This is a genomic window from Pseudomonas sp. FH1 (assembly GCF_000510895.2).
GTDB lineage: Bacteria > Pseudomonadota > Gammaproteobacteria > Pseudomonadales > Pseudomonadaceae > Aquipseudomonas > Aquipseudomonas azotoformans_A.
Genome location: NZ_AOHM01000028.1, coordinates 50,502 through 72,578 on the forward strand (window position 1 = coordinate 50,502; position 22,077 = coordinate 72,578).

17 protein-coding genes are annotated in these 22,077 nt (G+C 60.6%); 2 read left to right on the plus strand and 15 right to left on the minus strand.

What is annotated here, in order from left to right:
* Nucleotides 1-119: 119 nt before the first annotated feature.
* The 14 genes from H096_RS11460 to dksA all read right to left on the minus strand — a co-directional run bounded on the left by H096_RS11460 (nucleotide 120) and on the right by dksA (nucleotide 19,509).
* Complete coding sequence (locus tag H096_RS11460) at nucleotides 120-3,038, minus strand: DUF748 domain-containing protein (RefSeq protein ID WP_033898267.1); 2,919 nt, start codon at nucleotides 3,036-3,038, stop codon at nucleotides 120-122.
* A gap of 87 nt (nucleotides 3,039-3,125) precedes the next feature.
* Entirely contained in the window at nucleotides 3,126-4,142 is a 1,017-nt protein-coding gene (locus H096_RS11465) for a class I SAM-dependent methyltransferase (protein ID WP_033898272.1), read from the minus strand.
* 57 nt (nucleotides 4,143-4,199) lie between these two features.
* On the minus strand, nucleotides 4,200-5,069 hold the full coding sequence (locus H096_RS11470; protein WP_033898273.1) for an oxygenase MpaB family protein: 870 nt from the start codon (nucleotides 5,067-5,069) through the stop codon (nucleotides 4,200-4,202).
* A 16-nt stretch (nucleotides 5,070-5,085) separates the two neighbouring features.
* The gene (gene acs, locus H096_RS11475) at nucleotides 5,086-7,023 is read right to left on the minus strand and encodes an acetate--CoA ligase (protein ID WP_033898275.1); all 1,938 of its coding nucleotides are present in this window, start codon (nucleotides 7,021-7,023) and stop codon (nucleotides 5,086-5,088) included.
* 105 nt (nucleotides 7,024-7,128) lie between these two features.
* Nucleotides 7,129-8,793, minus strand: coding sequence for a glucose-6-phosphate isomerase (pgi, locus tag H096_RS11480; RefSeq protein WP_033898277.1), 1,665 nt, complete (start codon nucleotides 8,791-8,793; stop codon nucleotides 7,129-7,131).
* Between the two features lie 225 nt (nucleotides 8,794-9,018).
* On the minus strand, nucleotides 9,019-9,870 hold the full coding sequence (gene panC / locus H096_RS11485; RefSeq protein WP_033898278.1) for a pantoate--beta-alanine ligase: 852 nt from the start codon (nucleotides 9,868-9,870) through the stop codon (nucleotides 9,019-9,021).
* A complete protein-coding gene (gene panB, locus H096_RS11490; protein ID WP_016976834.1) occupies nucleotides 9,867-10,667 on the minus strand; it encodes a 3-methyl-2-oxobutanoate hydroxymethyltransferase in 801 nt (266 codons plus the stop codon). Before panB ends, panC begins: the two co-directional genes overlap by 4 nt.
* 214 nt (nucleotides 10,668-10,881) lie before the next feature.
* Nucleotides 10,882-11,379, minus strand: a complete 498-nt coding sequence (gene folK / locus H096_RS11495; protein ID WP_033898280.1) for a 2-amino-4-hydroxy-6-hydroxymethyldihydropteridine diphosphokinase — start codon at nucleotides 11,377-11,379, stop codon at nucleotides 10,882-10,884.
* Nucleotides 11,380-11,381: 2 nt separating this feature from the next.
* On the minus strand, nucleotides 11,382-12,770 hold the full coding sequence (locus tag H096_RS11500; protein ID WP_033898282.1) for a polynucleotide adenylyltransferase PcnB: 1,389 nt from the start codon (nucleotides 12,768-12,770) through the stop codon (nucleotides 11,382-11,384).
* Nucleotides 12,771-13,467: 697 nt separating this feature from the next.
* The gene (locus tag H096_RS11505; RefSeq protein ID WP_033898283.1) at nucleotides 13,468-14,895 is read right to left on the minus strand and encodes a sigma-54 dependent transcriptional regulator; all 1,428 of its coding nucleotides are present in this window, start codon (nucleotides 14,893-14,895) and stop codon (nucleotides 13,468-13,470) included.
* 22 nt (nucleotides 14,896-14,917) lie between these two features.
* The gene (locus H096_RS11510; protein ID WP_162240113.1) at nucleotides 14,918-17,872 is read right to left on the minus strand and encodes a sensor histidine kinase; all 2,955 of its coding nucleotides are present in this window, start codon (nucleotides 17,870-17,872) and stop codon (nucleotides 14,918-14,920) included.
* A complete protein-coding gene (locus H096_RS33870; RefSeq protein ID WP_003176118.1) occupies nucleotides 17,856-18,032 on the minus strand; it encodes a hypothetical protein in 177 nt (58 codons plus the stop codon). The genes H096_RS11510 and H096_RS33870 overlap by 17 nt, the downstream gene beginning before the upstream one ends.
* 62 nt (nucleotides 18,033-18,094) lie before the next feature.
* A complete protein-coding gene (gene gluQRS / locus H096_RS11520; protein WP_033898286.1) occupies nucleotides 18,095-18,982 on the minus strand; it encodes a tRNA glutamyl-Q(34) synthetase GluQRS in 888 nt (295 codons plus the stop codon).
* 83 nt (nucleotides 18,983-19,065) lie between these two features.
* Nucleotides 19,066-19,509 carry an RNA polymerase-binding protein DksA gene (dksA, locus tag H096_RS11525; RefSeq protein ID WP_025857127.1) on the minus strand — a complete coding sequence of 148 codons (444 nt, stop codon included), beginning with the start codon at nucleotides 19,507-19,509 and terminating at the stop codon, nucleotides 19,066-19,068.
* Nucleotides 19,510-19,828: 319 nt separating this feature from the next.
* Between dksA and H096_RS11530 the strand changes: the two genes are divergently transcribed.
* Nucleotides 19,829-21,001: a pyridoxal phosphate-dependent aminotransferase gene (locus H096_RS11530; protein ID WP_033898290.1), complete on the plus strand. Its 1,173-nt coding sequence runs from the start codon at nucleotides 19,829-19,831 to the stop codon at nucleotides 20,999-21,001.
* Entirely contained in the window at nucleotides 21,001-21,711 is a 711-nt protein-coding gene (gene sfsA / locus H096_RS11535) for a DNA/RNA nuclease SfsA (protein WP_033898291.1), read from the plus strand. Before H096_RS11530 ends, sfsA begins: the two co-directional genes overlap by 1 nt.
* Here sfsA and H096_RS11540 read toward each other — a convergent pair.
* Nucleotides 21,708-22,025 carry a Rieske 2Fe-2S domain-containing protein gene (locus H096_RS11540; RefSeq protein WP_033898292.1) on the minus strand — a complete coding sequence of 106 codons (318 nt, stop codon included), beginning with the start codon at nucleotides 22,023-22,025 and terminating at the stop codon, nucleotides 21,708-21,710. The two genes, sfsA and H096_RS11540, sit on opposite strands and share 4 nt — an antisense overlap.
* Nucleotides 22,026-22,077 lie beyond the last annotated feature (52 nt).

The following is a 22,077-nucleotide window of genomic DNA, read 5'->3' on the forward strand; positions in this document are numbered from 1 at the left end:
GGCTTAGGGTGAGCTAGATATCCACCCGATGCACCTCTGGAGTTCATGCGACCGACCACACGGATGTGGTCATTACAGGCCCCGGCACTTGTGTCGGGGCCTGTTCTATTCTGGGCGGGTTATTCCGCGTCCAGATGCATCGGCGTCACGACCCGACCATCCTTCTCGGCCTGCCCCAAGTTGGCATCAATGAAGTACACCCGATCATCTTCCAGCTGGCCTTTGTCCACCAGGTAGTCCTTGATGGTGCTTGCACGGTCCTGGCCCAGTTGGCGCAGCAGCACATCACTGCCACTCCAGAACTTGATCACGCCGTCACGAAGCTTGGCGCTACGATCATCGCTGCTCAGGTCTTTCCATTCGGCTGGTGGTTGCTGTTTCAGGCGGGTGCGGTAGATGCCTTCAAGCAACGGCGCCTTTTCCTTTTCCGGTACGACAAGCAGGGACGCCTGGGCTGGAACCTTGTCACCACGACGTTGAAGAATCTTGTAGTAGTTGTACTGGTATTCACGTTCCAGTCGCTGAGCGGCAAGGAACGGTCCATCGCTGCTGGCAGCCGCTGTGCCTTCGATCTCCAGGCGCAATGTAGGGCGCTCTTTCAGTGCTTTAGCCAAGGTGTTCAAGGCGCCTTCGGCATCCTTGTTCAATTCGCTGGACCCAGCGGCGAACGATACATTGCCAAGGTCTTCCGAGCCACCGCCCGTCACCAGCCCACCGATAAACTTGAAGGGCGCCGTCGCTGCACGCACTACCAGGTTACGCAGGGTCTGCCAGACAATCGGCATCACACTGAACTGCGGGTTATTCAGATCGCCTGTCACCGGCAGTTCGATGGAAATCTTGCCGTCGGAATCCTTGAGCAAGGCGATTGCCAGGCGAATCGGCAAGTCCACGGCATCGGCGCTGTCGACTTTCTCGCCAAGTTGCAGCTGCTCGACCACCACTTTGTTCTCGGCCTTCAGTTGGCCCTTGGTGATCACGTAATGCAGGTCGAGGTTCAGGCGACCCTTGCGGATACGGAAACCGGCGAACTTGCCGGAGTAGGGCGTCAGGGTGGTCAGCTCTACGCGTTTGAAGCTGGTTGCGATATCCAGCGTCGCCATCGGGTCGAACGGGTTCACGCTGCCCTTGATGGTCACCGGCGCATAACGATCAACCTTACCCTTGATATCGACGCTGGCCGGTTTGGCCTGGCGGCTGTCGATGGTGCCGATTTGCCCGTTGAGCTGTTGAATCGCCGTGGCGAAGTTGGGTGTGAGGCTGAAGTCGGCAAAGTTGGCCGAACCGTCATTGATTGCAATCTGCCCGATGCGGATGCCCAAGGGTTTTTCCTTGCTGGCGGGCTTGGGTGTTTTGTCGGCGGGTTGCGGGATCAACAGGTCATCCACGTTGGTGGTGCGGTCATCGTTGATCATGAAACGTGCATACGGCTGCAGCAGGTTGACCTTGTCGATCGACAGACTGTCGCCGTGCTGATAGTTCACGCCTTCTAGCACCAGGCGCTGCCATTTGAGGAAGTCGCGGGTCTTGAGGGTGTCCAGGGTGTGCAACTGGTCGACCTGCGCTCTGCCTGTGACCTGGAGCTTCAAAGGATCAGTGCTTTTCAGGTTCACATCGAGATTGCTGCCGAGCATGCCGCTGCGCAGTTCCAGGCGGATGAACGGGCTGATATAGGACTGGGCGACCCGCAGGTCGATGTCCTGGGTATTCACTTTCAGCTTGGCGCTGACCGGGTTGAGGTTGACCTCGCCAGTCGCCTGAACCTTGCCCTGCTTGCCCAGGCCGGTGTCGACTTTCAACGTGAAGGGGCTCTGGTTGAGGCTGTCGAAATTCTGCACATCGACGTTCAGCGGGCCCACTTCCAGCGCGACCGCCGGCTTGGCCTGACGGTCAGCCAGGTGCACCTGATAGTTGCGCAGTTGCACGTCCTTGAGCAGTACTTGCCAAGGCTTGCTTGGCGCCGCAGGCTCGGCTTTTGGCGAGTCGGCGGTGGCGGGTGCATTTTGGGGCTCGGGTGCCTTGGCCGGCTTACTCGGCTGGCTGGCGAACAGTTTCTGCCAGTCCAGTTGCCCATCCGCTTCCAGCGACGCCCAGGTTTCCAGCTTGTTGCTGCGGATCTTGCCGACGACGACCTGCTGCTTGGCCAAGTCCACCGTGGTTTCGCTGACGTCCAGGCGTTCCAGGCGAACCAGTGGGCGGCCATCCGGTGCCTTGATGGCAAATGGCGCGATGCTGGCGGAGGTGTTGGTCAGGTTCAGTTCTGTCTCTTTGGCCAGGCTGAACTTGTACTCGGTGCTGAAGTTGAGTACACCGTCTTCCAGCACCAATGGAAGCGCGTCACGTACATACGGCCACCAGGCTTTCATCTTGCCATCGGTGACTTTCAACGTGCCTTCGGAAGTGATCGGCACCAGGCTGAAATTACCTTTCCAGTCGATCTGTCCGCCTGCAGGCCCGGCTGCCACCAACGTCATGTCGGCGTTGTCTTCAGGCAGGGTACTGAGGTTTTTCAGCTCGAAGTCGAGCTTGTCGTAAAGGAATTCGATGGGTTCGCTGGGGCGCAAGTCTTCAAAATGCACATAGCCGCCGGCCAGCTTGATGCTGTCGATGCGCAGCGGAAACGGCTTGGCATTTGGGTCGGTCGGGATGGGCTCGCTGGGCGGCAGCTTGAACAACTGCGCGAGGTTCAACTGGCCGGACTTGTCGAACAACAGCTCAGTCTTGGGTTTGTCCAGTTGCACATCGGCCAGGTGCAGGGCGCGAGTCCAGAGGCTGTCGATCTGCAGGTTGGCGTAGAGACGCTCGAAACCCACCTGTTCCTTGCCCGGCTCACCGATTTTCAGCCCCCATGCCGTTACCTCCAGGCTGAACGGGTTGAGCTCGATCCGCTCGATCCGCGCCGGCACCGTGGCGTAATTGGCCAGTTGCTGGTTGGCAATGCGAAGGGCAACGCCAGGGAGAATCAAAAAGCCCAGCAAGCTGTACAGGGCAAGGGCGGTCAACAAGGCGCCAGCGGCGCGAATCAATCCTTTGGGCATGGGGCGGCGCCATCTATGTCAAACAGGAGTGCCTTGGAGTATGGCACGGGTTTTCGGTTCCGAAGAACGGGTCCTTTGGGAAACGTCTTACAGCTGCAGTATCAGGGTTTTCAGCGGAGGTTGTTGGTCCTGCGAGGGAAAGTCCGCGCCTGGCGTCATGACTTTGCAGTCACGCACGGGGCGCCCGGCCTTCTCTGCGCAACGTAGCACCTGTTCGCGCCAGTCCTCCATGCTGACTTTCGCCAGGTTGTTGCAGCAAATCAGCACGCCATTGTCGGCGGTGGCCAACAGTGCGGGCTTGAGCAGGCTCTGGTAATCGCGCAGCAGGTCGACGGTGCCGAAAGCACTCTTGGCCCAGGCTGGCGGGTCGAGCAGTACCAAGTCGTATTGACGTTGTTCCAGGCGCGGGTAACTCGGCAGCTTTTGCCCGCGGCGCTGGGTGATCGGCAGGCCGGCCAATTGGCGGATCGCCGGGAAGTAATCCGATTGCACGAACTGCATGGTCGGCAATTGCGGGTTGAGCAGCCCATTTTCGCGCCCGACCGCCAGGTTGCCCTCGGCGAAGTCCAGGTTGCACACCTCACGCGCACCACCGGCTGCCGCGCTCAGGCCGACGCCGCAGGTGTAGGCGAATAGGTTCAGCACGCTTTTGCCGGCGCTGTGGGCCTTGACCCAGCCGCGGGTGTTACGCAAATCCAGGAACAACAGCGGGTCCTGCCCGGCATGGCGGCCGCGCACGCGGTAATTGAGGCCCCACTCATGGCCGATCAGGTCTTCCAGTGCAGCGGGCTCGGCACGATAAACCGTGTCTTCGCGGTCGATGCGCGAGTTGCCACGGGAACGGTCGTTGTACACCAGCAACAATTCCAGGCCCATGTACTGGTTGACCTGTTGATGCAGGTCCAGCAGCTCTGCAGTTTCCAGGGAGTGGTGAAAACTCTGCACCAGCAATTGCGGGCCGTAGCGGTCGATCGTCAGGCCGCCGGCGCCTTCCTGGCTGCCATGGAACAGGCGGTAGCAGTCGGTGCCTTGGGCGTGCAGCTCATGGATCAGGTCTTGGCGATGATCGAGGGCGGCGCGCAGCGCCTGATTCAGAGGAGACATGGAGCGCGCCTTGCTGGGGAAATGAGGGCGCGAAGTTTAACAGCTATGCGCCGTCGCCTACATCAACCCCATCCGCCGATGGGCGCGTTGCACCGAACCGTTGCGCATCGCCCATCGCAGCATCGGCGCACTGCGCTTGACCCCGGCACGGATCATCTGGCGTTGCAGCGGGCTCTGGTGCTGGTCGAGCATGGCGCTGGTCCAATCCGGCAGCAGGTCAATGCCGGCCTGCATCATCAGACTGCCGAAGGGTTTGGCCAGCAGGCTGGGGGAGGGCGTATTCAAGAGCAAGCGCAGTACTTCGCGGCTGCGATCGTCGCACAGTAATTGCGGGCGGATGCGGGCCAGATAATCCGAAATTTCCTGCCGAGAACGCGGAACATGCCGCGCGCCCAGCTGTTCGGCGACCAAGGCAATTTCACTGTAGTAACGGTCCTGGTCTCGACCGGACAGATTCGGGTTGCGATAGCGCAAGTGGGCGGCGAGGAAGTTACTGACCTCTGCCACATGCACCCAGGTCAGCAATTCCGGGTCGCTGGCCGCGTAAGGTCGCCCGTCCGGGGCATGACCGACCACCTGCAAGTGAATGGTGCGGACTTTTTCGATCAGCCATTCGGCGTCTTTGCGCGAGCCAAATGTTGTGCCCGAGATGAACTGCGAGGTGCGCCGCAAGCGCCCGAGCATGTCCTGACGAAAGTTGGAATGGTCCCACACGCCCGCCAGGGCCAATGGGTGTAAGGCTTGCAGCATCAAGGCGCTGATGCCGCCGATGAGCATGCTGCTGAAGTCGCCATGGACCTGCCAACTCACCGAATCGGGCCCGAACAGACCAGGGTCACCCTTGGGGTTTTCCAGGTCCAGTTGGCCCAGTGACAAACCGGTCAGGCTCATCAACTGGTTTTCGATACGGCTGCGGATAAATTCCATGGCGACTCAGGGGTTCCTATCGGTTCAGGCGTTTGTCGATCAAGCCCTCTACGACACTCGGGTCGGCCAGGGTCGAGGTATCACCGAGGCTGTCGAGTTCGTTGCAGGCGATCTTGCGCAAAATCCTGCGCATGATCTTGCCGGAGCGGGTTTTCGGCAAGGCCGGGGCCCATTGGATCAGTTCCGGCTTGGCAAAGCTGCCGATTTCCTTGCTGACCAGCGCCAGCAGGTGTTTTTTCAACGCATCGTCGGGTTCCACTCCATTCATGGGCGTGACAAACGCATAGATGCCCTGGCCTTTGACGTCATGGGGGTAGCCCACCACGGCGGCCTCGGCCACCTGGTCGTGCAGCACCAGGGCGCTTTCCACCTCGGCGGTGCCGATGCGATGGCCGGAGACGTTGATCACATCGTCGATGCGCCCGGTGATCCAGTAGTCGCCGTCGTCATCACGGCGTGCGCCGTCGCCGGTGAAATAGTAACCGGGGTAGGGTTTGAAATAGGTGTCGATCATGCGCTGCGGATCGCCGTACACGCTGCGGATCTGCCCTGGCCAGCTCGCTTTGATCGCCAGTACGCCACTGCCGGCGCCGCTGAATTCCTTGCCGTGTTCGTCAAGCAATACGGGTTGTACGCCAAACATCGGCTGGGTCGCGCAGCCGGGCTTGATGCGCTGCGCGCTGACCAAGGGGCTGAGCATGATGCCGCCGGTTTCTGTCTGCCACCAGGTGTCCACGATCGGGCAGCGTTGTTCGCCGACGGCATTGAAGTACCAGTCCCAGGCTTCCGGGTTGATCGGTTCACCGACACTCCCCAGCAGGCGCAGGCTGGCGCGAGAGGTGTTCTCCAGCGGGCCGTGACCCTCGCGCATCAAAGCACGCAAGGCGGTGGGCGCGGTGTAGAAGATGTTGACTTTATGCTTGTCGATCACTTGCCAGAAGCGCGAGCTGTCCGGGTAGCTCGGTACGCCTTCGAACATCAGCGAAGTCGCGCCGTTGGCCAGTGGGCCGTACACGATGTAACTGTGGCCGGTGACCCAGCCCACATCGGCGGTGCACCAGAACACCTCGCCCTCGCGGTAGTCGAGCACGTATTTGAAGGTCATCGTCGCTTGCAGTAAGTAGCCGCCGGTGGTGTGCAGCACACCTTTGGGTTTGCCGGTGCTGCCGGAGGTGTAGAGGATGAACAGCGGGTCTTCGGCGTCCATTGGCTCGGGCGGGCAGTCGTCGCTGGCCGCATCCAGGGCCTGTTGATACTTGAGGTCGCGGCCTTCGCTCCAGTTGACGGTCGCACCGGTGCGCTCTACCACCAGAACCGTGCTCACATTCGGGCAGTTGGTCAGGGCTTTGTCGACATTCTGTTTCAGCGCCACCGGCTTGCCACCGCGCACGCCTTCGTCGGCGGTGATCACCGTGCGGCAGTCGGCGTCGAGAATACGGTCACGCAAGGCATCCGGCGAGAAGCCACCAAACACCACGGAATGCACCGCGCCAATCCGCGTACAGGCGAGCATGGCGTAGGCCGCTTCCGGGATCATCGGCATGTAGATGCACACCCGGTCGCCTTTCTTCACGCCACGGCTTTTCAGCACATTGGCCAGGCGACTGACGTTCTGGTGCAGTTGGCGGTAGGTGATGTTGGAGGATTTGGCAGGATCATCGCCCTCCCAAATGAAGGCCGGCTGATCGGCGCGTTGCGCCAGGTGACGGTCGATGCAGTTGTAGCTGACGTTCAGTTGGCCGCCGGCAAACCACTGGGCGGCGCCAGTGTTGATGTCTGAGCTTTGAACGGTGTGCCACGGGGTGATCCAGTCGAGAAAGCCTTTGGCCTGTTCAGCCCAGAAGGTGTCCGGCTGCTCGATGGATTGGCGGTAGAGGCGCTGATAGTCCTCTTGACTGAGTTGCGCAGCCCGGCGGACGGCATCGGCGGTGGGGAACGTGCTGATATCGAACATGAGCGATCCTTATTCTTGTTTTTGCGACAAGTCATAAAGATGCACCCTGCAAGGGGAGGGTTCAAGGCCAACGTCCAAACGGACGTTGGCCCTGCCATACCTGGATCAGCCGCGGTGACGACCGCGGAAGTAGTTGATCAGGCCCTGGGTCGACGCATCGTCGGCCAGGATTTCCTCAGCGCCGGTCAGGCGGTTGTAGACACCCTTGCCCAGCTCTTTGCCCAGTTCCACGCCCCATTGGTCGAAGGCGTTGATACCCCAGATCACGCTCTGCACGAACACTTTGTGCTCATACATGGCAACCAGAGCGCCCAAGCGACGCGGGCTGATGCGCTCGACCACGATAGTGTTGCTCGGACGATTGCCCGGGATCACCTTGTGCGGTGCAAGTTTTTGCACTTCGTCTTCCGGGATGCCCTTGTCGCGCAGCTCGGTTTCGGCTTCGGCGCGGGTCTTGCCGAGCATCAGCGCCTGGCTCTGGGACAGGCAGTTGGCGTACAGCCACTGATGGTGGTCGGACACCGGGTTGAAGCTGACGATCGGCACGATAAAGTCGGCCGGGATCAGTTGGGTCCCCTGGTGCAGCAACTGGTGGTAGGCGTGTTGGCCGTTGCAACCTACGCCACCCCAGATCACCGGGCCGGTATCGGTCGCGACGGGCGTGCCGTCCTGGCGCACGCTCTTGCCGTTGGATTCCATGTCCAGCTGTTGCAAGTGTTTGGTGATGTTACGCAGGTAATGGTCGTACGGCAGGATCGCATGGCTCTGCGCGCCCCAGAAGTTGCCGTACCACACGCCCAGCAGACCCAGCAGCACCGGCATGTTCTGTTCGAACGGTGCGTTCTGGAAATGCTGGTCCATGGTGTAGGCACCGGACAGCAGCTCCTTGAAGTTGGACATGCCGATAGCCAGGGCGATCGGCAAGCCGATGGCCGACCACAGCGAGTAACGGCCGCCGACCCAATCCCACATCGGGAAGATGTTTTCTTCACGGATACCAAAGGCCACCGCCGCCGCGTTGTTGCTCGATACGGCGATGAAGTGGCGGTACAGCTCGGCTTCCGAGCCACCCTGGGCCAGGTACCAGGCGCGGGCGGCCTGGGCGTTTTTCAGGGTTTCCAGGGTGTTGAAGGATTTCGACGAGACGATGAACAGCGTGGTCTCGGCGCGCAGCTTCATGGTCAGCTCGTGGAACTCGCTGCCGTCGATGTTCGCCAGGTAGTGGCAGCGCACGCCTTTGTGGGCGTAGGACAACAGCGCTTCGGAGACCAGCTCCGGGCCGAGGAACGAGCCACCGATACCGATGTTCACCACGTCGGTGATCGGCTTCTCGGTGTAGCCACGCCACAGGCCATCATGAATGCGGCCGACCAGGTCGGTGATCTGGTTCAGCACCTTGTGCACGTCCGGCATGATGTTCACGCCGTTCACCGACAACTTGTCGCCAACCGGGCGGCGCAGGGCGGTGTGCAGGGCCGGGCGGCCTTCGGAGGAGTTGACCGGCTCGCCGGCGTACAGCGAGTTGATCGCGTCTTTCAGGCCGACTTCTTTGGCGAGGCCCACGAGCAGGTCGCGGGTTTCGCTGGTGATCAGGTTTTTCGAGTAATCGAGGAAAAGTCCGCAGCTGCTCAGGGTGAACTGGGAAAAACGCTGAGGATCGGCATTGAACGCTTCGCGCATGCTGAAATCCTGCATGGCTTGGCGATGTTGATTGAGCGCTTGCCAGGCGGGCAGAGCGGTAACGTCATGAGGAGTGCGGTAGTACGCCATCGCTGCGGGTTTCCTTTTATTACGGGGACTGCCTTTAGGACACTTCTAAGCCCGGAACGTCCAGTCTTTGATCAAGCATTGGGTTCCGGACAGCGCTAACCATAGCGCAGGGCGATTACATTAAACCTAGCGTGTCGATATGTCTTGGCTTTGTCTGCGCTAAGGCCGGTACTTTTTTATACCGGCCCTTTTTATTGACGCAGCGAGGAGGGTGACTGAAAGGGGTCAGTCGAGGGTCAGGTGCAGGTTGTCGATGAGTCGGGTAGCGCCGAGATAGGCGGCTACCAGGATCACGATATCCCGATCCTCGGCCGTTGCTGGGCGCAAATGCACACCCTGGCGAACTTCGAGGTAGTCCAGGCGCAACCCGGCGGCTTCGATCTGCTGGACCTGTTCGGCGCGCAGCTTGGCGAAGTCGTGGTCACCGGCTTTGATCGCGGCGCCAATCTGGCTGAGGCTGCGGTACAGCACCGGCGCAATGGCGCGTTGCTCGTCGGTGAGGTAGCCGTTACGCGACGACAGCGCGAGGCCGTCGTCGGCGCGCACGGTGGGCTCGCCGATGATCTGGATCGGCATGTTCAGGTCGTGGACCATGGCGCGGATCACCGCCAGTTGCTGGTAATCCTTCTGGCCAAACACCGCCATGTCCGGCTGGACCATGTTGAACAACTTGCTGACCACCGTCGCCACTCCTTCGAAGTGCCCCGGACGGCTGGCGCCGCACAGGCCTTCAGACAATTGCGGCACGCTGACGCGGGTCTGGCCGGTCATGCCGCCGGGGTACATTTCCTCGACGGTGGGCGCGAACAACAGGTTGCAGCCCGCTTGCAGCAGATTTTCCTGGTCGGCGGCGAGTGTGCGCGGATACTTGTCCAAGTCTTCGCCAGCACCAAACTGCAGCGGGTTGACGAAGATGCTGGCCACCACGAAATCCGCCTGCTGGGCGGCCTTGGTCACCAACGTGGCATGGCCGCTGTGCAGGTTGCCCATGGTCGGCACAAAGCCAATGCGCTTGCCGGCATTGCGGGCGTGGGTCACCGCAGCCCGCAGTTCACGTACGGTTTTTACGGTGTTCATGCAGAGAATCCGTGTTCAGCGCCAGGGAAGGTCACGCCTTTGACTTCGGCGACGTAGGCGCTCAATGCAGCGTGAATGCTGTCCTGGCCGGCCATGAAGTTCTTCACGAACTTTGGCACACGGCCGCTGATCGACAGGCCGAGCATGTCGTGCAGCACCAGCACCTGGCCATCGGTGGCCGAGCCTGCGCCAATCCCGATCACCGGCACTTTCACCGCCTGGGTGATTTCTGCCGCCAGTTCGCTTGGCACGCATTCGAGCAGGATCATTGCCGCGCCCGCCTGTTCCAGGGCGATGGCATCGGCGCGCATCTGCCGCGCCTGGGCCTCATTGCGGCCTTGTACCTTGTAGCCGCCGAGGATGTTCACCGACTGTGGCGTCAGGCCCATGTGCGCACACACCGGCACACCGCGTTCCGCCAGCAGGCGGATTGACTCGGCCAGCCACACCGCGCCTTCGACTTTGATCATATGCGCGCCAGCTTGCATCAGCTTGCCGGCATTCTGGAAGGTCTGTTCGAGCGTCGCGTAACCCATGAACGGCAGGTCGGCGATGATGAATGCGCCATCGTTGCCGCGCTTGACGCTGGCGGTGTGGTACGCAAGTTCATCGGTGGTGACGGGCAAGGTGCTGTCATTCCCTTGAAGAACCATGCCCAGGGAGTCGCCCACCAGCAACACTTCAACCCCGGCCTGGCAACTGGCGTGGGCGAAGGTGGCGTCATAGCAGGTCAGCATGGCGATTTTTTCACCTTTGAGCTTGAGGCTCTGCAAGGTGGTCAGGGTAATGTCTGGCATGAAAAGGGTCCTCATTCAGGCGCTTGGAAACAGCGAGTAACGCGCGTGAGTCTTCGTTTATACAGGCGCACGGTCTTGAGAGCAGTGCTTATATGGCCTGGATTGCGCCCTTTAGCGCCGGGTTGGCGGCAGCGGGACGCCTATAGTCGTGAGGAGGACACGGGAAGTCAATTGGATGTGTTACCGCATTGTTACGATGGCGGTGTTACCGCTGTTACTGACGCGATTCAGCAACTGTGAGGCGTTCCAGACCGACAAACGGGCAGGCTGCCAGCAAGTCATTGAGGGTTTGGCCATCGGGTAACGCCAGGCTGGCGGGCGCCAGTTCGGCCAACGGGTACAGCACAAAAGCACGCAGGTGCATCTGATAGTGCGGGACCTTGAGGCGCGGTTCGTCGATCAGGTGATCGCCAAACAGCAAGATGTCCAGGTCGAGCGTGCGCGGGCCCCAGCGCTCAAGACGTTCGCGGCCCTGGTCGTTCTCGATGGCTTGCAGTGCATCCAGCAACTCAAGGGGCGCCAGATGGCTGTCCAGGGCGGCAACCGCATTGGTGTAGCGCGGCTGGCCTGGGAGCAGGGAATCACTTTGATAAAACGCGGACACACCAGCGACGGTGGTGCCCGGCAATTGCGCCAGTGCTTCGATAGCGCTGCGCAATTGCTGGTCCGGGGCCGCCAGATTGCTGCCCATGCCGATGTAGATGCGTTCCACGTTTATTCGCCCGAGGTATCGGCCGCGCTGCGCTTGCGCTTGGTGCCGCTGCGACGACGCTTCTTCGGCCCTTCGCCGTCGCCTTTACTGCCGAGGTCACGAATCATGTCGCGGCGCTCGCTGTCATTGGCGTCCTGGTAATCGGTCCACCATTCACCCAGGCCATCGGTCTGCTCGCCAGCGCTTTCACGCAACAGCAGGAAGTCGTAGCCGGCGCGGAAGCGCGGGTTGTCCAGCAACAGGTCGGCGCGTTTACCGCTGCGGCGTGGCAGACGCTCCTGCATGTCCCAGATCTCGCGGATCGGCATGGTGAAACGTTTCGGAATGGCGATGCGCTGGCACTGTTCGGCGATCAGCTCATGGGCGGCTTCCTGCATGGCCGGGATCGGCGGCATGCCGCGCTCCTGCAAGCGCAGTACGCGTTTGGGCAACGCTGGCCACAGCAAGGCGGCAAACAGGAATGCCGGGGTGACCGGCTTGTTCTGCTTGATGCGCAGGTCGGTGTTGATCAGCGCTTCGCTGATCAAGGTGTGGGTGTACGTCGGGTTGTATTCCAAAGCCTCGGCGCTGGCCGGGAACAGTGGGTCGAACAACTGCAGGTCCACCAGCATTTCGAAGGTGTCGGCGGCATAACCCGAGAGGAACAGCTTGAGCACTTCTTCGAACAGGCGTGCCGACGGGATCTCCCGCAGCATCGGTGCCAGTTCGCGAATCGGCGCGGCGGTATGGCGCTCAATACCGAAGTTCAGCTTGGCGGCAAACCGCACGGCCCGCAGCATGCGCACCGGGTCTTCCTGGTAGCGTTGGACCGGATCGCCGATCAGGCGAATCAGGTTGTTACGAATATCGTGTACGCCATTGGCGTAATCGAGGATGCGCTCGCTGACCGGGTCGTAATACAGGGCGTTGATGGTGAAGTCGCGGCGTTGCGCGTCTTCTTCCAGGGTGCCGTAGACGTTGTCGCGCAGGATGCGCCCGCTTTCGTTGCGGGAGGACTGATTGGTGTCTTCCTCTTCATCGTTTTGCGGGTGGCCGGCACGGAACGTCGCGACTTCGATGATTTCGCGACCGAAGTGGATATGCACCAGCTTGAAGCGTCGGCCGATGATCCGCGCATTACGGAATTCGGCACGCACTTGCTCAGGCGTGGCGCTGGTGGCGACGTCGAAGTCCTTGGGCGTGATATTGAGCAGCATGTCGCGCACACAGCCACCGACCAGGTAAGCCTGGTAGCCAGCGTTCTGCAGGCGTTCGACGATATTCACGGCATAACGGCTGAATTGAGCGCGCTGCAGCGAATGCTGGCTGCTGTTGAGCACTTCAGGCGTGCTGCGTTTGTGTTGCGTACGACGCAAGGGAGAACGGAATGACTGGAACAACTTCTTCAGCATGGGATGCACTGTTTGAAGGAATGTTCGGCCATAACGAAGAATGACCGCATGATGGGCGGGGATTCTAGCATTTAGTCAGGGGATGGTGTAGGAACAAGCTACAGGCATTGCGCCATAAGCCTTGAAAGGTCAAATCCCGGAAACTACAAGGGGAGCCGAAGCTCCCCCAGAAGTAGTTGCGTGCTCTATTTTTATTATTGATTTCGGGCTTCTTGTTTTTGTTGACCGCCCTCGCCATGAAGCTTCACCTTCATGACACTCCCAATCGGGAGTCAAGAGCAAACGGATTGCTTTGGTCGCTGTGTTGCTGATCTACGATCCAACCAGTTCAGGCTCTGCCTTAGGGCAGTTTTTGTTGTTCTCGGCCTGGTTGCGGGGCAAGCCCCAAATGCAACGCCTCTCCAAAAGAATCAGTTAGCTGCGCCTCCGCCGTGTTGTTTTTGTTATGCGTGAGTCGATTCGTCTTATTTTTATTGTCTTGTACAAAGCTTGTTATTGTTTTTGTACTAAGCATATAGCAGGGTGCGTGCCAACTTTTGCGCCGCCCAGTAAAACCGGGGGTTTGAGGTGGTTCCGGGTTTTTGACGGGCCAAAAAAAGCCGGGGCTTCGTTACCGTAAGCCCCGGCTTTTGTTACGCGAAATATCCGCGGTAACAGTTTTTTCACATCGGTGGGTGTTACCTGTGGGCGCGCGCCCTCAGCTTTCGCTGGCCACACCGGTCTTGCGCCGTGGAATGCCCAGGCGCTGGCGGCGTTCCCACAGGCATTTACGGCTCACGCCCAGCTTGCGCGCCAGTTCGGTCTCGGTCATATGGTCCTGGTGCTCAAGGACGAAATGCTGGAAATAATCTTCCAGTGACAAATCTTCCGTCGGCTCATGGCTGGTATTGCTACCGCTCTGCTGTGGGGCCAGACCGATGAAGTCGTCATCCTCCAGGTCGCTCAGCTCAATATCGATGCCCAGCAGTTCGGCGGAAATCTCCGGGCTCTCCGACAGGATCACCGCACGCTCCACCGCATTCTCCAGCTCCCGCACGTTACCTGGCCACGAGTAATGCCGGATCGCCTGCTCGGCGTCTGGCGCGAACTTCAGGTCGGTACGGTTGATGCGCGCGCTCTGGCGCAGCAGGAAGGCGTTGGCGATCTCGTTGACGTCGGCGCCACGCTCACGCAGGGCCGGCAGCTTGAGGGCGATCACATGCAGGCGGTAATACAAGTCTTCACGGAACTGGCCGATCTTGGCCAGGCTCTTGAGGTCGCGGTGAGTCGCTGCGATCAGGCGCACATCGACCTTTTGTGACTGCACCGAGCCTACGCGGCGAATTTCGCCTTCCTGTAGCACACGCAGCAATCGGGCTTGGGCTTCCAGCGGCAGCTCACCGATTTCATCGAGGAACAACGTGCCGCCGTCCGCCGCTTCGACCAGGCCCGCACGCCCGGCGCTGGCGCCGGTGAATGCGCCTTTCTCGTGGCCGAACAGTTCGGACTCGATCAGGGATTCGGGGATCGCTGCGCAGTTCACCGAAATCATCGGCGCCTTGGCACGCTTGGACAGGTTGTGCAGGGCACGGGCCACCAGTTCTTTACCGGTGCCGGACTCGCCCTGGATCAAGACATTGGAGTCAGTCGGCGCGACTTTACGGATCTTGCCGTACAGGTCCTGCATCGGAGGGCAGGAGCCGATGATGCCGATCTCGCCGTTGCTGTTGTCCACGCCCGGCTTGTCGGCAGCTTTGCCCGCTGGACGTTGCTCGGTGGGAGCACTGCTGGCCGACTGGCGGTCACGCAGGATGCGGGCCACGGCCTGAAGCATCTCGTCATGGTCGAAAGGCTTGGCGATGTAGTCCACCGCGCCCATCTTCATGGAGTCGACCGCCGAACGCAGGCTGGCGTAGCTGGTCATGATCAGCACCGGGGTGCCCTGGCCAAGCTTGATCAACTCGGTGCCAGGCGCGCCAGGCAGGCGCAGGTCACTGACAATCAGGTCGAACGTGGGAATGCTGAAACGCTCCTGGGCTTCCTGCACCGAGCCGGCTTCGCTGACCTGGTACTGATTACGTTCAAGCAGGCGACGCAAGGCAGAGCGGATAATGGTTTCGTCTTCGACGATCAAAATGTGCGGCATTGATTCAATTCTCTCGACGGTCTCAGTTCACAGCGGACGTCGCTTCGACATGACGCGGCAAGGTCACCCGAATACGGGTGCCGCGTTGGCTTTCGGTGTCAGCCGGGCTGTCGATGGTGATTTGTCCATAATGCTCTTCAACGATGGAATAGACCAGTGCAAGGCCCAGACCGGTACCTTCACCTGGGTCCTTGGTGGTGAAGAAGGGTTCGAACAATCGGTCCATGATGTTCTGTGGAATACCGCTACCTTCATCTTCGACGATCAGATCGACCGTATGTTCGAAAGCCTCGGTCTTGACGCGTACCGCACCGCCGGCCGGAGTGGCGTCACGGGCGTTGGACAGCAGGTTGATCAGCACTTGGGCCAGGCGTTGTGAGTCGCCATCGACCCAATGGTCGGGATCGCACAAATTGAAAAACTGTACTTCAAAATTGCGCCGGTTCAAGGCCAGCAGCCCAATGGCATCCTGCGCCACTTCGGCCAGGCACACCGCTTCATCCTGATTTTGGTGGGCGCCGGCATGGGCGAAGCTCATCAGCGACTGCACGATGCGTGAGACGCGCTTGGTCTGTTCGAGGATCTGCCCGCTGATTTCGGTGATTTCGCCGTCGTCTTCGCGTTCTTCGCGCAGGTTCTGCGCCAGGCAGGCGATACCGGTGATCGGATTGCCGATTTCATGGGCCACGCCCGCCGCCAGCCGGCCGATGCTGGCCAGGCGCTCGGAGTGCACCAGCTTGTCTTCGAGCATCTGGGTTTCGGTCAGGTCTTCCACCAGCAACACCAGGCCGCTGTTACCGGGTGCCAGGGGCTCGTCGATCGCGGCTTTGTGCAGGTTGAGCCAACGGGTCTGGCCGTCGAGCGCCAGGTGTTGTTTGTGCAAGTGCTCGTCGGGCAGGTTGATGAAGCCTTGCAACAATTCTTTCCACGGATCGCCCAGGGTATTGAGGCGTGAACCGACCACGCGCTGCGCGGCGATGCCAGTGAGTTCTTCCATGGCCTTGTTCCACATCAGGATCTCTTGATCCTTGGCCAGGGAACACACGCCCATCGGCAGTTCCTGCAGGGTCTGGCGGTGGTAGCGGCGCAGGGCGTCAAGTTCGGCGGCGAGGCCGGTGAGGCGTGAGTGGTAATCCTCCAGCCGGCTCTCGATGAAATGGATGTCTTCGGTCACGTAGTTTTCGCCGCCGGCCTTGTAGGGCAGGAAGGTTTCCACCATGTCCTGGGACACGCTCGGGCCCATCAGCCCGGACAGGTTGGCCTCGATACGGTCCCGCAGACGGCGCAGCGCGTAGGGGCGCCGCTCATCGAACGGCAGATAGAGATCGCGCAGCGCCTGTTCGACCTCTTTTTGCGCTGCCTTGGCACCCAGTGGCTTGGCCAGTTGCGTGGCGAACTCCTGGGGTGAGGCCGCATGCAATTCGCGGCGCTGTGGGCGACGCACGTTGTCCACCGCGCAGGCTTCGGCGGCGCTGGTTTCTTCCGGGCTGGCGTTGGTGAACAGCGAGATCAGGGTGAACATCAGGACGTTGGCGGCCAGGGAGGCAATCGCGGCCATGTGCCAACTGGTGTCATCGAGCACGTAGATCATGTTCAACAACGGGATGTAGAAGCCCTGCAGGTTACCGACCAGCGGCAACAGCATGGTCACGATCCATACCAGGATCCCGGCGAGCAAACCGGCGATGAAGCCACGGCGATTGGCGGTCGGCCAGTACAGTACCGACAGCACACCCGGCAGGAACTGCAAGGTGGCGACAAATGCGACGATGCCCAGGTTGGCCAGGTCCTGCCCGGCGCCCAGCAACAGGTAGAACCCGTAGCCGGCCATGATGATCGCGACGATCAGCGCGCGGCGTGTCCATTTCAGCCAACGGTAGATATTACCTTCGGCCGGCGGCTGGTACAGCGGCAGCACCAAGTGATTCAGCGCCATGCCGGACAGTGCCAGGGTCGTGACGATGATCAGCCCGCTCGCCGCTGACAATCCACCCACATAAGCCAGCAGCGCCAAGGCTGGGCTGTTGGCGGCAATGCCGATGCCGAGGGTGAAGTATTCAGGGTTGGTGGTGGCCCCCAGTTTCAGGCCGGCCCACAAGATCAGCGGCACCGCCAGGCTCATCAACAACAGGAACAACGGCAAGCCCCAGCTGGCGCTGACCAGCGAGCGCGGGTTGAGGTTCTCGGTGAAGGTCATGTGGTACATGTGCGGCATCACGATGGCCGAGGCGAAGAACACCAGCAGCAGCGTGCGCCATGGGCCTTCCTGCAAAGGCGTGTGCAGGGCGGCGAGGGCGGTCTGGTTTTGCAGCAGCCACAGTTCCAGCTGTTGCGGGCCATCGAACACACCGTAGAGCGCATACAGGCCGACGCCCCCGATGGCGATCAGCTTGATCACCGACTCAAAGGCAATTGCAAACACCAGGCCTTCGTGTTTTTCGCGGGTGGCGATATGGCGCGAACCGAAGAAAATCGTGAACAGCGTGATCAGCGCACAGAAGGCCAGCGCTACGCGATGTTGCACCGGCTCGCGGGTGAGGATGCTGATGGAGTCGGCCACCGCCTGGATTTGCAGGGCCAGCAACGGCAGCACGCCGATCAGCATGAAAACGGTGGTCAGCGCGCCGGCCCAGGTGCTGCGAAAACGGAAGGCAAACAGGTCGGCCAGGGAAGATAATTGGTAGGTGCGGGTGATCTTCAGGATCGGGTACAGCAGCACCGGCGCCAGCAGAAACGCGCCGGACACCCCGAGGTAGCTGGACAGAAAGCCATAACCGTACTGATAGGCCAGGCCCACGGTGCCATAGAACGCCCAGGCGCTGGCGTAGACGCCGAGGGACAAGGTGTAGGTCAACGGATGGCGAATGATCGCCCGCGGAATCATTCCGCGCTCACTGATCCAGGCGACTCCGAACAACGCTGCCAGGTAGGCGGCGCTGATCAGCAGCATCTGGGTGAGGCTAAAGCTCATCGGCATCTTTTTGGCTCTGCAGGATGAAAGTCACGACGATCAGGATTAGCCACAGCAGATAAGGGCGATACCAGGCGCCCGTGGCGTCGATCCACCAATCCATGATGGCGGGGGAAAACAGGTAGATCCCGACGACCAGCAGCAGGACCAATCGATAGATGTACATGTTGGCCTCTGTGTAAAAACGTGCGGCGATGGTAACGGATGCTTGGCAAGCTGCAAGCGCCTTCAGCTCAATTGTGCTTCGGCCAGCGTGAGTGCGCGCGGGATCTGCGTGGCATCCCAGTGCGCAATGCCCCAATCCAGCAGTTCTCGCGGGCTGGCGTGCAACAGTTCGTCGCCGGGTTGCTGGCCTAGGGCGCGTAATGCCCTCAATAGCAAAGGCGTGGCCTGGTCAGGTGTCAACGGCGGCGAACGGTAGGATTTGCCCAGTTTATTGCCGTCCGGCTGGATGATCAGCGGCACGTGCAGGTAGCGCGGTTGGCGCAGGCCGAGCAGTTCTTGCAGGTAGAGCTGGCGAGGCGTCGAGTCCAGCAGGTCGGCACCGCGCACGATATCGGTCACGCCTTGCCACGCATCGTCGAGTACCACCGCCAGTTGATAGGCGTACAGGCCGTCGCGGCGACGGATGACGAAATCGCCTACATCGCGGCCCAGGTGCTGTCGGAATTCGCCTTGGACGCGGTCGGTAAAGTGGTACTCAAGCTCGGGAACACGCAAACGGATGGCGGCGTCTTGCTGGTCGTGGCCAGCATTGCGACACAGGCCCGGGTAGATCCCGTTGTAGGGTTCAAGCTGTTTGCGTGAACAGGTGCAGGCGTAGGCCAGGCCGTGGTTGAACAGGTCGTTCAGGACTTTGGCGTAGGCCTCGTGCCGCTCACTTTGTCGGATCAGTGCACCGTCCCACTCGAAGCCATAGCTTTCCAGCGCGTGCAGGATTGCTGCCTGTGCGCCGGGTTCTTCGCGGGGTGGGTCAAGGTCTTCCATACGCATCAGCCATAGGCCTTGGTTGGCGCGGGCGTCGAGGTAGGAGGCGAGGGCGGCGACCAGGGAGCCGAAATGCAAATGGCCGCTGGGTGTGGGGGCGAAGCGCCCGATATAGGTAGAGGCTGTCATGGGCCGGATACTACTGGAAATTCGGTAAACGCCAGAAACAAAAATGGAGCGTTCGCACGCCCCATTCGTTCAGCTCGGCTGGATTACTTGCCGACCTGTTTTTCCTTGATTTCAGCCAAGGTCTTGCAGTCTACGCAGAGGTCCGCGGTTGGGCGGGCTTCCAGGCGACGGATGCCGATCTCGACACCGCAGGATTCGCACCAGCCGTATTCTTCGTCCTTGATCAGCTGCAGCGTCTTGTCGATCTTCTTGATCAACTTGCGCTCGCGATCACGGGCGCGCAGTTCAAGGGCGAATTCTTCTTCCTGGCTGGCACGGTCGGCCGGGTCAGGGAAGTTGGCTGCTTCGTCCTTCATATGGTCAACCGTGCGGTCGACCTCCTGCATCAAGTCCTGTTTCCACTTGTTCAGGATCTTGGTGAAGTGCTCGCGCATGGGCTCGCCCATGTACTCCTCACCTTTCTTTTCTACGTAAGGTTCGAAGCCATTGAGGCCTTGAGTCTGCTGTTGCTTTGCTTGGGTGGACATGAATAGACCGCCTCTCACTCTTCTAATCCATTGCGCAGGATTGCAACGTCACCGACACCTGCCGGCCCTGCGGCTGCAAGCGGGCGAACTTACCAGATAGATTCGGGGTGCGCCACTCCCGGTTGTCGAGGCCCATGGCAATGGGGTTGCAAACTGCATCAGCCCGTCGTTGCTGGGTATGTGATGCCTCAGATGTAGATTTTAGTCGTTTTGCTGGCGCTTGCCCGGGCGGCGCCTGCCGTCGGGCAGGCAATAGAACATGTTTTACGGCGCGGGTTCGGTAGAATCCAGATTTTGTCCTCACCGTTAAGGAAGGCTAATGGCTCAGCCCTACAGTGCGCGCAGTCGCGCCATCGAACCTTTTCATGTCATGGCATTGCTGGCGCGCGCCAATGAGCTGCAGGCCGCCGGTCATGACGTGATCCACCTGGAGATCGGCGAGCCGGACTTCACCACCGCCGAACCGATCATCCAGGCCGGCCAGGCAGCGTTGGCCAACGGCAAGACGCGCTATACCGCCGCCCGTGGCTTGCCTGAGTTGCGTGAGGCCATCAGCGGTTTCTATCAGCAGCGCTACGGGTTGGACGTGGACCCCGAGCGTATCCTGATCACGCCCGGCGGCTCCGGCGCATTGCTGCTCGCCAGCAGTTTGCTGGTGGATCCGGGCAAGCATTGGCTGCTCGCCGACCCTGGCTATCCTTGCAATCGCCACTTCCTTCGCTTGGTGGAGGGCGCGGCGCAACTAGTTCCGGTCGGCCCGGAGGTGCGCTATCAGTTGACCGCCGACCTGGTGGCCAAGCATTGGGATCAGGACAGTGTCGGCGCATTGGTGGCGTCCCCAGCCAACCCGACTGGCACGATCCTCACCCGCGACGAATTGGCCGGTCTTTCTGCTGCCATTAAGGCGCGCAACGGTCATCTGGTGGTGGATGAGATTTACCATGGCCTCACCTATGGCACCGATGCGGCCAGCGTGCTGGAAGTGGACGACGATGCGTTCGTCCTGAATAGTTTTTCGAAGTATTTCGGCATGACCGGTTGGCGCCTGGGTTGGCTGGTGGCGCCGCCAGCGGCGGTGGGTGAATTGGAGAAGCTCGCGCAAAATCTCTACATCAGTGCGCCGAGCATGGCGCAACACGCGGCATTGGCCTGTTTTACCCCGCAAACCCTGAGCATTCTGGAGGAGCGGCGCGCTGAATTCGGGCGCCGTCGCGACTTCTTGCTGCCCGCCTTGCGCGAGTTGGGGTTCGGCATTGCGGTAGAGCCTGAAGGGGCGTTCTATTTGTATGCCGATATCAGCGCGTTCGGCGGTGATGCCTTCGCATTCTGCCGCCACTTCCTCGAAACCGAGCATGTGGCCTTCACGCCTGGCCTGGACTTTGGCCGCTATCAGGCCGGTCACCATGTGCGTTTTGCCTACACGCAAAACCTTGATCGGCTACAGGAAGCGGTGGAGCGGATCGCCCGTGGATTGCGGAGCTGGCAAGGCTGATGCGCTTTCATCCTCCCCTCGAAGAAGCGCGGTTGATTCGTCGCTACAAGCGTTTTCTTACCGATATCGAAACCGTTACCGGCGAATTGCTGACCATTCACTGCCCCAACACCGGCTCGATGCTCAATTGCATGGTCGAAGGTGGGCAGGTCTGGTTCAGTCGCTCCAATGACCCCAAGCGCAAGTTGCCCGGCACCTGGGAAATTGCCGAGACACCTCAGGGCCGCTTGGCGTGTGTGAACACTGCGCGTGCCAACCAGTTGGTCGAGGAGGCGTTGCATGCGGGTGTCATCACCGAGCTGAACGGCTTCACCGCCTTGAAGCGCGAAGTGCCTTACGGTCAAGAGAAAAGCCGCATCGACTTCCGTCTGGACTATCCCGACGGCGCGGCCTACGTCGAAGTCAAAAGTGTGACCCTGGGTTTCGACGGTACTTCGGTGGCCGCCTTCCCCGATGCGGTAACCCAGCGAGGCGCTAAGCATTTGCGCGAACTGGCCTATCTGGCGCGTGACGGTGTGCGGGCGGTGCAGTTGTATTGCGTCAACCTCTCGGGGATTGATGCCGTGCGCCCGGCCGTGGAGATCGATGCGGCTTACGCTGCAGCCCTGCGCGAAGCCAAGGCGGCCGGGGTGGAAGTGCTGGCGTATGGCGTACGGGTGACACCCGAAGAAATATGCGTGGACCGGCGCCTGGACGTGCTGCTCGACTAGAGTTGCACCCACAATCCTTGGGCGTCTTCGCGGCCGGGCACTGCAGTCAGGCTTTGCCCTGCACAGGGGCCGGCGATGCACTCGCCGTTTTCGATCAGGAACAGCGCGCCGTGGGTGGCGCACTGGATCAGGCTGGCGCTGTCGTCGAGGAACCGGTTGGGCTGCCATTCCAGTGGAATGCCGCGATGGGGGCAACGGTTGATATAGAAGTGGGCAACGCCGTCCCGGCGCACGGCCAACAATTTGCAACCATCGATTTCAAAACCGAGGCTGCTGTCTGGCGCGAGGGTGTCGGAGGAGCAGAGAAACTTCATTTCAATCCTTAAGTGCCTTGACGTTCAAATGCAAACAATTATCAAATGCCGG